Here is a 12144-nt window from a genome sequence, read left to right as displayed (position 1 = left end):
GTCACCAAACAATGAACAGGTGCACTTCTGTAACGAATTTGAACTTTCATTTCTTTAGTTTCACCCACTTCCATTGGATTTCAAATTGCAGATGAATCTATCATCATGTCCACAAAAGACGTGGAAGGAATGGTCAGAGAGTCTAAAAAATTTGTTCAAAATTCTCCGATACACGGGGTCATCACTGCGGGAACAGATGCGAGTATGACCGTTGCCGCCGTGGCCTCTGCTTTACAACTTCCAGGCATTCGTTTTGTGGATGCGGAAGCGGCATCTAACAAAGTAAAGATGCGTCAAAGGTTAAAGGAATTTGGAATGCCCATTCCTCGTTTTGCCCCTGTTTGGTCTTTACAAGATGCAAAGGATGCACTTGATTCTTTAACATTTCCTCTGGTGATGAAACCTGCTGACAATATGGGAGCTCGTGGTGTCATCAAAGTGACAAACAAAGATGACCTTCCCACTGCCTTTCGTCATGCGAAACGGTTTTGTCCGACAGGAGAATTGATTTTAGAAGAATATATGGAAGGCCCTGAACTTTCCGTGGATGCTTTGGCTTTCCAAGGTCAGATCCGAATGACGGGAATCGCCGACAGAATCATCGAACGAGAACCATATTTTATTGAAGTAGGGCATAACATGCCTTCTGCGATGTCCAAGGAAGTTTTGGATGAAGTGGAGCGAGTGATGGCAGGCGGTATGCGAGCTCTAGGAATTCATTTAGGCGCTGGTAAGGGCGATATCAAAGTCACAAAGGATGGAGTGAAAATTGGTGAAATTGCCGCAAGACTTTCTGGTGGTTTTATGTCCGCCTTTACCTATCCCTTATCCACGGGTGTGAATTTAAACCGTGCGGCTCTTTTGATTTCTCTCGGAGAAACCCCCGACAATTTAGATCCTGTTCTGAGTCGCATTTCCATAGAACGTTCGTTACTTTCTCCCTCGGGAAAACTCGTTTCCATCGGTGGGGTGGAAGAAATCAAAAAAATCGATGGAGTTTCCGAAGTTTTTATCCAATCCAAACCCGGAGATATCATTAAGGAACCGACAAATAACATCGATAAGTCGGGTCATGTCATCATAGTTGCTGACACATTAAAAGATGCAGAACTTGTTTTTGAAAAAGTAAAAAAGACCATTCGATTTGAAGTAGATGAACAGTTTTCCATCACAGAAAAAGAAATAGGGGACCAAGCCCGCATACGGTTTGGTAAGGATATTTGTTGGGTTTGTAAACAATGTGATGGTAGCAATTGCGCCTCAGGGATTCCCGGAATGGGAGGGGTGGGTCGTATGGAAACCTTCCATGACAATAGTCTGGCCCTCTCTGAATATTCCATTCTTCCCGGTTATATCCGGGATCATGTAGCACCAGAAATCCAAACCAAGTTTTTAGGATATGATTTAAAAACTCCCATCATGGCAGCTCCTATGACAGGGGTGGGAACCAATATGAACTTTGTGATGACCGATGCAGATTATGCAAATCTTGTGGTTCGTTCCTTTGTTCAAAATGGAAGCCTTGCTTGGCTTGGGGACGGTGCCTCTCCCGAAAAATATAAAATTATGTTAGAGGCATTAAAAAAATCCGGAGGAAAAGGAATCCTGATCTGCAAACCAAGGGCAGACGAATCCATGTTAGTGGACAGGTTTGTTGAGGCAGAAGCGGACGGAGTGTTCGCTCTCGGAATGGACATTGATGCCGTGAACTTCAAAACCATGGTCCAGAAGAATTTATCCAGTATCACAAGACCTTTGGACAGACTTGTCCAACTAAAAGAAAAAACCAAATTACCCTTTATCCTCAAAGGAATTATGAACCCAGAAGATGCAAAATTGGCTCTAGAGGGAGGGTTTTCCGCAATCGTTGTTTCGAACCATGGAGGCCGAGTTTTGGACGGAATGCCTGGAACGGCTCGTGTTCTTCCTAAAATTGCCGAAGTGGTAAAGGGGAAAATCCCAATCCTTGTCGATGGTGGCATTCGTTCCGGGATGGATGTTTTTAAAATGTTAGCTCTTGGTGCCGATGCTGTTCTTCTTGGACGTCCTGTTGCTATTTCTCTTGTTGGTGGTGAAGATGCAGGAATTCGTTTTCTTTTACAAAAATATTCGGAAGAACTAAAACAATCCATGAGTGTTACCGGAGCGAAAACTTTGGTGGACATCAAGCGAACTATGTTGCTTCATAAACTTCACGGTTGAGTATGGAAAAGGAAATCAAAGACCCCGAAGGTATTCTGAAAGTCATTACCGCACTTTTTGGTAAACTTCCTGCATACATTATCAATGCGGAAAAAGAATATCCAGTAAAGATCATTGCTTTAAAAAATAAGGCACTCATCATCAGTACCAATCTAAAGTTTCCGAACCGCGATCGGATTCTTACAGTTGTCCACAATGGTAGCAAGTTTTTTGCCCATTTCATTGTGGCTGGTGGAGATGGAAACGGCGTAGAAATATTAACACCCGTCAAAATCCAAATCAGTGCTGCCACAAGACAAGGGGCTCGGGTGGAAGCCAGTCAAATCCAAACAGGACTTGTTGTTTCCAATATCATCAACGTAAACGATGTATCGAAAGCTATTGGATTTGATGATAAAAAAGTAGATACCATCCTTCTTGCTTATAGAACCAAACTCGCAAAGGCATTTCCTCAATCTTCTATTTTCTTCGCTGGACGTATGGACAACCGCCTTCGTCTGATGCACCACTACGATAAGGATATTTTTATCATTGATCGTAAGGAGAAATCTACCGCTTCTCCTGCTTTTTTTCCATTTGATGAATACTTAAGAATTTTCGATAATTCTAAAATTCCTGATACCTATACTTCTGAAATTTGTGTTCCGATTAAATATAAAGGTTATGTTCACCTGGGTTACGTCCAAGTTTTATCCGAAAAACCTCTCGATTTTGAAATTTATAAACAAATCCAAACCTTTTCGAATGCAGTCAGTCGCGATATCATTAGCACCGGTGTTTTCCAGGAATCACGCGATGTCTGTCAGGTAATGGACTTAAGTATGGGAGGGATCAGTTTTATTCATGCGCCTTCCCGTTCTTTTTCTAGGTCTGTGACTTTGAACGGAACCATCCTTTTTGATTTGAACTTGGAAGAGGGCAAACGTGTTACCATTCGTGGAATCATCAAAAACATCCGAAACCAAGAAACGAACTTTCGAGTGGGTTGTCAGTTCTACAACCTAACAGAAAAAGACGTAGAGGTTTTAGAAGGTTTCCTCAACGTAGGAAAGGAAGAAGAAGCTGCCGCAGAAGCATCGACGGAATCCAATCCAGATGGAGAACCCGCATCCGATGTAGAAACATCAGAAGAAGAATCTACTGTAGTCGGTGCTGCGGATGAACCTGGGGATCCTTTCGGTCAGGCCATGGATGCCGATTTTCCTGCAGATGAATCCACTCCTGAATCTTAAACCATGACTTCTTATCAATCATTGATCCGTTACCCTTATGGGGGAAGGACGGTCTTTGAATTCCTTACCAGCAAATTTCCTTATCATGATCCGGAAGAGTGGGCTTTTTTACTTGGGGAGAGCCGTGTCAAAGTCCAGGGCGAAGTGGCCACAGCACAGCTAGTCCTTCGAGAAGGAGATACTTTGACCTATGAACCCATTCCCGGTCGGATCAGAGAACCAGATGTGGATACAAACTATACCATCTTAAGGGAAACGATTGAGTTTCTCTTTGTCGATAAACCGGGGAACTTACCCATGCATCCAGCAGGGAGATACCGAACCCAAACCTTACTCAATCTTTTGGAAAAGGTTTATCCGATTGCTATTCCCGTTCATAGATTGGACAGGGAGACCTCAGGGATTGTGATCTTTGCCAAAACGGAAGAGAGTCGCACCTGGCTCCAAAAGAAATTTGAATCCAGAGAAGTAAAAAAGGAATACCTGGCAGTGGTGCGGGGGAAGTTCGAAAGTGAATTGTCTCTCGAGGGATTTATGGGTCGGGATTTGGATTCCGCTGTTCGCAAGAAAATGAAATTTTCGCCAATGGAATTTACCGATTCCAAGACGGTATCTACTCATTTCTTTCCAATGGATTATAACGAATCACAAAACATAAGTTTGGTGTTAGTGAAACCAGTGACGGGAAGGATCCACCAAATTCGAGCCAGTCTTCTCCATTTGGGTTTTCCTATCCTAGGTGATAAATTGTATGGCCCAAGAGAAACTATGTTTTTGGATTTTGTTCAGTCAGGTATGAGTCCAACTTTACTTGCGGAACTCGGATTTGATCGCCAACTCTTACATGCACATAGCATAAGTTATATGGATGAAAGAACCCAGAGCCAAGTGACAGTCAAATCCAATCCATTGAGAGAGATACTATCCTTCTTCCCTAATTATAAAGACTATGTCCCATAGGTTTTAATAAAAATCCAATTTAGAATTCGTCTTTACTCCGATCTTTCTATAAAGAGAGAGGAGGCTTTTGCAAAGGATGGCAGGAGCAGGCAGACTATTAAAGGATTCCGATAAGATTGTATTTGGTGAGTTTTGGACTGCAAAACAACGCCAAGGACATCCAATTCATCATACCGTAAGTTATAGAGCATCATTCAAACCGGAACTCCCTTCTTTCTTTATGAAGGAATTTCTAAAAAAGAAAAATAGGGTCGTTTACGATCCGTTTGGTGGAAGAGGGACTACGGCCATTCAAGCGAATATTGAAGGTCATGTGGCCGTTCATAATGATATCCACCCTCTATCGATTTTCCTTGCGAGCGCGAGACAATACGTTCCAAGACTGGAAGAATTAGAGAAAAAGTTAAATTCTTTGGATTTGGAAGCGGAAGTAGAGGATGATCCCTTTGATGTGAATCTCCTTCCTTTTTTCCATCCGCGTACTCTAAAGGAAATCAAAAACCTGAAGAAGCATATGGCAGAAGATCCATCTGTGGAAATGAAATTCATTTCTCTGATCGCCTTGTCTCGATTACATGGCCATAGCACTGGATTTTTTTCTGTTTATACTTTTCCGCAAGTTTCTATTCCTTCGGAAGCGCAAGCCAAGAACAATATCAAACGGGGACAAACTCCAGATTACCGTCCCATCAAACCAAGAATTTACCAAAAGATGAAACGAGATTTGGCACTTCCCATTCCTCCATTTTATCATGAATTTTCTAAAAACAATTTGTATTCACTGAATTCTGCGAATTCTGTTCCAAATTTAGATTCGGAATCGGTGGATTTGATTGTGACTTCCCCACCTTTCCTCGATAAGGTGGACTATGAAGGAGACAACTGGTTACGCCACTGGTTTTTGGACATTAAGAAGTCAAAAGACAGAAAACTCAGTATCTTTAGCAATATCAATGATTGGAATGAATTCATTCGCTCTACCTTAAAAGAATCTGCAAGGGTTCTTAAAAAAGGTTCTTATATGGTTATGGAAGTGGGCGAAGTCAAAAAAGGAAATTCCATTCTGTATTTGGATGAAGATGTGGTGCGGATGGCTGAGGGAACGGGACTTGTTTGGAACAAAACCTATGTCCATACCCAAAATTTCACAAAACTTTCCAATTGTTGGCAAGTTTCCAATAATGAAAAAGGTACAAATTCCAACCGATGTGTGGTCTTACGAAAAGTTTTGTAAGTCTAATCATTGTATGAAACAAATTCGTTTTTTGGCCTTACTTTCTTTTTTTGTTTCTTTGGGATTTGCCGGTTGTAATGATTCTATCAGTCAACTGAGTGCAGATCCCTTAGAATCGCACCCGATTGAAATTTCCATCAAACAGAAAGCAGTGGGTAAATACGAATTGGAGTTGTTTTTGCCAAAAGACTTTGGTTTCCAAATGGAAGCACCTCATCGGATTCTTTTGTCGGGTGCTGACGGATTAAAAGTCACGAATGCTGATTTGAAATTGAAAGGGCCAGTGCACCCCAAAAAACCAGAATACTTTGAATACTTAAAACCCTTAACCTTCCAAGTAGAAGGTAAGGGTAAGTTACAACTCGATGCAAAATTGTTCTATTGTAACTTTGTGAAAAACATTTGTATACCCGCTAAGGTGAACAAATCTTTTTCCATCTAACGCCGACTTAGAAGTTTATTCTAAGTCTTTGGTCACAAGACGTTTCAAGTTGGCTTTCTGAATTTGGTATAAGAAAAAATACCTTCCGCCAACAGAAACGTTCTTATCAACGATCTTTCCTTCTTTCGAAATATCTCGTAGTTCTTTTCGTCCTTTGTCAGAAAGATTAGGGATGGTGTATGTTTTTAATAAGTTCAGGGACTTTTGTTCGGCAATGGTTTTGGCTTCATCTGCACGAGCGGACTCTGTTTCTAAAACACTAGAGACTGCTACTTGGAATAAAGACTCAGAAATAAATCCTTCCTTAGCTTTCGTAAATTCTAGAATCACTTCATTTTCAGTATCTTTGGCCTCTGGCACAACTACTTTGGTTTCTTTGGACTTACAATTCCAAACGAGAGTTACAATAGCGAAAGAAAGGATCATCCTTTTGAGTGTTTGGTTCATTTACAATTTCCTAGGTTCTGCAATGGGAGTTTTCTCCACACGTTCCATTAATTTAGGTTGGATGTTTCGGAATAGGAAAGCACATTTTGATCGGTCACTGTAATCTTCTTTATAAAGATTGAGACCATCAAAGAACCAAGCAAAGTTGTGCGTCAGGTCAATATGGTTCTCTTTTTTGTCTTGGGGATTCCCCCTAACTTCGCCTAGGTTCTGACCCATGGTTTGGGTTTGGGTTGTATTTGTAGTGGTTTGCGCTTGGGGGGTTAGCTGGCTCGGTAAAGTGGTCGTAGTGGCCGGTGTTGTGGTGGTTGCTGTACCTGCCGCTCCTGGGTTTTGGGGGGCATTGCTTATGAGTCTTGTTTCTCTATCTTTTCCTTCTAAGGACTGAGCATATTCCTGAAAACCTTCCCCAAACTTATGTTTTTGTCTTTGGATTTTTAAAAGGAAGGGCAAACTTAATTTTTCCCTCTCGACAAAGGCTCTCTTTTTACAATCTTCCCTTCGTGCGACCCCTGAGAGTTCTTTGTAGGTAACGGGGATTTCGACTTTGATTTGAAAGAATTCACGAGAGATAAAACCTTCATCAGTTTCATTGAGAAGGGCTCGTTCTACGTAATTGGGATCAGCAATCGTGAAGAGGCGACAGGAACAAAAGAGGCTTAAAATTAGAAGTTTACGAACCATTTCCACCTTCAAGACTAGGAGATGATGTCGAAATTACGAATCTTTTTCCTTTGTTTCTCACTACAATTTTTACCGCTTTTTTCTCAGGACCAATTCTTTGGCACTTCCGAATCCCAGTTCCGTGAAAAGATAAAGACCGTTCGTTTGGACAATGGACTGACCGTTGTGCTGATGAAACGGGGAACTTCGCCCACAGTCGCTTTATATATCAAATTTCTTGTGGGAGCCGTGGATGAAACACCAGAAGAGGCGGGAACCGCTCACCTTTTGGAACATATGCTTTTCAAAGGGACGAAGAATGTCGGAACCACCGACTTTGCAAAAGAAGAAAAATATCAAAAACAAATCGAAGTTTGGGGAACCGAACTAGATGATCTCAAATTAAAAATTCGTGATCTCACAACACGTGGGGAAACCATTCCCAATTCTTTACAAGAAGAGGCAGAAACTCTCAATCGAAGGTTAAAAAATCTCATCCAACTCCAAGATGCCTTTATCGTTAAAAACGAAGACTCCTACATTTATGAACAAAATGGTGAGGTTGGATTTAATGCTTATACTTCACAAGATGTCACAAACTACCAAATCCAACTTCCGAACAACAGAATTGAAATTTGGGCAAAGATTGAATCGGACAGATTGAAAAATCCCATCTTAAGAGAATACTATACCGAAAGAGATGTAGTGATTGAAGAACGCCGGATGCGCACGGATGACAGTGGAGCAGGTGTTCTTCGTGAAAAGTTTTTCTCTTTGGCTTTTGAAAGCCATCCTTACAGAAAACCAGTGATTGGTTATTCCACAGGCCTTCCTTTTTTAAAAATCGATGATACCAAGGCATTCTTTCAAAAACATTACACTCCCGATCGAATGGTGATTTCGATTGTGGGACAATTTGATTTTGAAGAAACTGAATCCATCATTCGTAAATATTTTTCTGATCTAAAACCGGGTAAACCAAGACCTAGTTATAAGGTGGAAGAAAAATCCTTTCCGGGAGAAAAACGATTCAAAGTTTACCATCCTTCGGGAAGTCAGATGATGGTGGGTTGGCTAAAACCCCCATATCCTCATAAAGACAATTCTTCCTTCGATGTATTATCAACAGTATTAACCTCCGGAACGGGATCTAGACTTTACAAACGTCTTGTTTTGGAAGAAAAATTGGCAGTGAGTGTGGGAGCGGCCAACGGTTATCCGGGAGAACGATACCAGAATTATTTTGTTTTCTTTATCAAACCCAATTCCGATGCCAAACCAGAAGCGATTGAAAAAATCATTTGGGAAGAACTTGCTAAAATTAAAGAAACGGGTGTTCCTAAAGAGGAATTGGATAAGGTAAAAAACCAAATGGTTTCTGACTTTATCAAAACCTTGGATGAAAACGGAAGTATTGCTGATTTACTGAGTTATTATCAGTTGTTATATGGAGATTGGACGGGGCTTTTTCGCCAATACTCCTCCATTATGAAAACCTCATCCAACGATATCCAGACATTAATTCCTACTTATCTATCCAAAGATAAAGTGGTGGTGGGTGTTTTAGAAGATGTAAGGAAAAAATCAGAATGAAACGTATTTATTTAATTTTATTTGTTTTTGCGATTTCCACGCTATCTGCACGCGAGATGGGGGAATTTGTTCGGGAGATTCAATTCAAACCTTTGGAATTTGAAGTTCCAAAGATTACTTCCACGAAACAACCGTCAGGTGTGGAAGTTTTTTCACTCAAAAATGCTGAGTTTCCTATCGTTTATGCGGATATCTATGTTTATCATGGAAAAAAACATTTAGGGAAACGCGTCGTTGAGATAACCAGATTATTAGAAGATAGTTGGGAATTGTCCGGATCGGCAAAATTTCCTAAGGAGAAGTTTTTAGAAACACTCGAGTTCTATGGAGCTTCTTTTTCTGTTTCCATCGATTATGAAAAAACAGTTTTTAGCATTGCTTATCTCAAATCCACAGAGAAGGAAGTCCTTCCAGTAATTCAGTCCTTTTTTGTAGCACCGAATTTGGATGAGTCCTTGATGGTGACAACCAAAGGAAAACTAAGCGAAGAAATCAAACGTAGAAACGATAACCCGACAGCCCTTGGATCCAGAAAAGCGAAGGAAGCCTTGTTTCGCGGAACCATCGCTGGAACTTCGATGCAGCTTTTCTCATTAGAATCACTGAAACTCACTGACCTCGTTCAGTTCCAAAAAGAAATCTTAAATGAACCCAAACGTAGATTCCTTGTGACCGGTGATTTTGATTTGAAATCTTGGGAAAGTTTTTTCCCCAATTTGGTGGAAGAATCAAAACAAAGAGAGTCCGAAACCATCACTCCTTCTTTACTCGCTGAAAATGTAAAAAAAGAAGGAAAACAAATTCGTTTGGTAACCAAAGATGTAAACCAAACTTTTATTTCTATGATAGGTGTTCTCCCCGAACACAACCATCCTGATTTTTATGCCATCCAAGTTTTGAATTATATCATTGGCGCTGGTGGGTTTAACTCTTATTATATGAGAGAGATTCGAAACAATAGGGGACTTGCTTATTCGGCGGGAAGTAATACCGAGTTCCAAGAAAACTATGGAACCATTCAGTTTTTTGCGATGACTAAAACCGAATCAGCAAAGGAAGTTCTTTCTCTGATGCGAGAGCTCATCCAACCCAAACTCATTGATTCCTTAACCGAAGAAGAACTGGTTCGTGCGAAAAACGCCATCATTAACCAGTTTGTATTTCAATTTGAAGATGATAAACGAACTCTCGCCAGCGAAGTGCGTAGGCGTGATCATCAAATGCCAGAAGGGTATTTACAAAACTTCAGAAAAGAAATTGATCGTTTGACTCTTGCTGACTTAAAACGAGTGGGTAAACTTTATTTCCAATCGGACAAATTACTGGTGACCATTGTGGGACCTAAGGCTTTGGAATCCTCCTTTCAGGGTTCAGTCAAGGTTTTGAATCCGGAAGACTAATGTTAACTGCTAGTTTCGAATATAAGGGAACTAAGTTTGAAGGTTTGTCCGAAGGTGGGATTCGGACATCCATCATTTGTCCTTCCCTTGACTTTATGTTTGATTTTGGGTTTATCAATCCTGACAAAATCCATATCGGAAAAATTCTATTATCGCATGCTCATCTAGACCATTCTTGTGGGATTCCTTATTATGTATCTCAAAGGAGTCTACGGAAACTCTCTGTTCCCAAAATCTATCTTCCCAAATCATTAGAACCCAAAATGTCGCAAATCCTAAAACTCTATTCGGAAATCGAAGGATTTGATTATGAGTGTGAATTGATTGGTCTTAACTTTGGCGATCGTGTGGATTTGAAACCCGGATATTTTTTTAAACCTTGGGAAAGTTTTCACCGTGTTCCTTCGCAAGGTTATACGGTTTATGAAACCAAACGGAAGTTAAAGAAGGAATGGACCAGTCTTAGTTCCGAAGAAATTCGAAATAAAAAAGATTTGGGAGAAGATCCTACAGAAGAAATCTCGGTTCCCTTTGTTTCCTTTTCTGGGGATACAAAAATTGAATATGTATTAGAAAACGAAGATGTTCGGAAGAGTAAAATTCTCTTTATGGAATGTACATACTACTGCGATAAAAGAGATGTGAGTCGGGCTCGGGAATGGGGCCATACCCATTTTGATGAGATCATCGAACATGCCTCCGCCTTTGAAAATGAAGCCATTGTCCTCATCCATCCGTCTAAACGTTACAGCTATCGTGAGTTAAACGATATCCTTCGTAAAAAAGTTCCACCCATTCTCAAAGACCGCGTTTCTCTTTTTTTGCCTCCCAAAACATGAAACCAAGGCCCAGCATTTATATTCCAGAATTGGAATCATTTATTGATTCTAGTTTGGTGTACAAACCAAGTCCGATCTTTTCGGAAATGGAAGCGTACGCCAAAGAGAAGAATATTCCCATTGTGACGGCGGCCACTGGAGCCGTGATGTCTCATTTGGTATCCTTGTTATCACCAAACCAAGTTTTGGAATTGGGAACAGGGCTTGGTTATTCGACACTTTGGATGGCAGTAGGTTCCCCGAACTCGCAGTTTATCACCGTGGACAGACATGAGGAGCAAGCCTCTCTTTTGGATGAGTATGCGAAGAAAATGGGGATTTGGGAACAAATCCATGTTAAACGGATCACCGCCTCTGTGATGGAATTCTTAAGTGAGAGGCGAGATCTTTGGCTGGAGTCCGATCTCTTTTTTGTAGATTGTGATAAAATTACCTACCCGGAGATCTTTCGTATCCTTTGGGCGGAAGCAAAACCCGGGTCTAGTTTTTTATTCGATAATATGTTGTGGCATGGTAGGGTGCTTCATCCCGATCCAAAGAAACCATCGGATTTGGCCGTCATGTCTCTTTGGGATGAGGTAAAATCCCAAGTTTCTAGTTATACTTTGTATCCTGTCGGCGATGGATTACTCTTTTTCCAAAAGGATAAAAAATAGTAGTCAAACCCTTGTAATCTCGGCTATTCTGCTCCTTGGTTTAAGGAGAGCAAGTTTCGTGTTAAAAAATAGTTTCATCATCCTTTCGTTTTGTTTCTTTGGTTTGTCTTTGTCTGCGCAAGAGTCGGGAGCTCCTGAAAAAGGGAAAGAGTCCTTCGAAGAATTGGACAAACTGGACCAAGGAAATAACTTAGAACGCAAACAGTACAAGAACATTTCCGAAAATAACAAAGACCGAGTCATCAATGCCATCAAACTCTTAACGATTGTGACAGCAAACTTTGGGGATGAAGTTCCTGATTCGAAAACAGCACTCGACAAAATCAAAAAAGACTACCAAGTGGTTTTACGTTATTACTATCGTCGTGCTTATATCGCTTCCGGAAAAGCGATGGTGGCTTTGGAAAAAGATATCTCCACTCTCCTTGGAAAATTTTCTAAGAACTATGATACCAAAACCCAAAACCTACTTGCTG

Annotated in this window: 10 protein-coding genes and 2 pseudogenes; 10 read left to right on the top strand and 2 right to left on the bottom strand. The window is 40.8% G+C overall.

Features of this window, described 5'->3' with window-relative positions:
* Positions 1-42: 42 nt before the first annotated feature.
* From JWG41_RS07430 to mpl17, 5 genes and pseudogenes are all read left to right on the top strand, one after another.
* Positions 43-2202 (top strand): annotated as a pseudogene (locus JWG41_RS07430) (alpha-hydroxy-acid oxidizing protein); the annotation flags it as partial.
* A gap of 2 nt (positions 2203-2204) precedes the next feature.
* Positions 2205-3434 carry a PilZ domain-containing protein gene (locus tag JWG41_RS07425; protein WP_205269299.1) on the top strand — a complete coding sequence of 410 codons (1230 nt, stop codon included), beginning with the start codon at positions 2205-2207 and terminating at the stop codon, positions 3432-3434.
* Positions 3435-3437: 3 nt separating this feature from the next.
* Entirely contained in the window at positions 3438-4394 is a 957-nt protein-coding gene (locus JWG41_RS07420) for an RluA family pseudouridine synthase (RefSeq protein ID WP_205269298.1), read from the top strand.
* A 76-nt stretch (positions 4395-4470) separates the two neighbouring features.
* Complete coding sequence (locus tag JWG41_RS07415; protein ID WP_205269297.1) at positions 4471-5628, top strand: DNA methyltransferase; 1158 nt, start codon at positions 4471-4473, stop codon at positions 5626-5628.
* A gap of 13 nt (positions 5629-5641) precedes the next feature.
* Positions 5642-6070 carry a cell surface protein MPL17 gene (gene mpl17 / locus JWG41_RS07410; protein WP_205269296.1) on the top strand — a complete coding sequence of 143 codons (429 nt, stop codon included), beginning with the start codon at positions 5642-5644 and terminating at the stop codon, positions 6068-6070.
* A gap of 15 nt (positions 6071-6085) precedes the next feature.
* Here the strand turns inward: mpl17 and JWG41_RS07405 are convergent, their stop codons facing one another.
* Both JWG41_RS07405 and JWG41_RS07400 read right to left on the bottom strand, forming a co-directional pair.
* On the bottom strand, positions 6086-6517 hold the full coding sequence (locus JWG41_RS07405) for a lipoprotein (protein ID WP_205269295.1): 432 nt from the start codon (positions 6515-6517) through the stop codon (positions 6086-6088).
* Positions 6518-7201: a hypothetical protein gene (locus JWG41_RS07400; RefSeq protein WP_205269294.1), complete on the bottom strand. Its 684-nt coding sequence runs from the start codon at positions 7199-7201 to the stop codon at positions 6518-6520.
* Between the two features lie 21 nt (positions 7202-7222).
* On the opposite strand from JWG41_RS07400, the gene JWG41_RS07395 reads away from it, so the two are divergent.
* From JWG41_RS07395 to JWG41_RS07375, 5 genes and pseudogenes are all read left to right on the top strand, one after another.
* Positions 7223-8773 carry a M16 family metallopeptidase gene (locus JWG41_RS07395; protein WP_205269293.1) on the top strand — a complete coding sequence of 517 codons (1551 nt, stop codon included), beginning with the start codon at positions 7223-7225 and terminating at the stop codon, positions 8771-8773.
* Complete coding sequence (locus JWG41_RS07390) at positions 8770-10173, top strand: M16 family metallopeptidase (RefSeq protein ID WP_205269292.1); 1404 nt, start codon at positions 8770-8772, stop codon at positions 10171-10173. Before JWG41_RS07395 ends, JWG41_RS07390 begins: the two co-directional genes overlap by 4 nt.
* Positions 10173-11012: an MBL fold metallo-hydrolase gene (locus JWG41_RS07385; protein WP_205269291.1), complete on the top strand. Its 840-nt coding sequence runs from the start codon at positions 10173-10175 to the stop codon at positions 11010-11012. Before JWG41_RS07390 ends, JWG41_RS07385 begins: the two co-directional genes overlap by 1 nt.
* Entirely contained in the window at positions 11009-11668 is a 660-nt protein-coding gene (locus JWG41_RS07380) for an O-methyltransferase (RefSeq protein WP_205269290.1), read from the top strand. The genes JWG41_RS07385 and JWG41_RS07380 overlap by 4 nt, the downstream gene beginning before the upstream one ends.
* A 58-nt stretch (positions 11669-11726) precedes the next feature.
* A pseudogene (locus JWG41_RS07375) lies at positions 11727-12144 on the top strand (hypothetical protein); the annotation flags it as partial.

Source organism: Leptospira chreensis (assembly GCF_016919165.1).
Lineage (GTDB): Bacteria > Spirochaetota > Leptospiria > Leptospirales > Leptospiraceae > Leptospira_A > Leptospira_A chreensis.
This window is presented reverse-complemented; position numbering and strand designations above follow the sequence as displayed.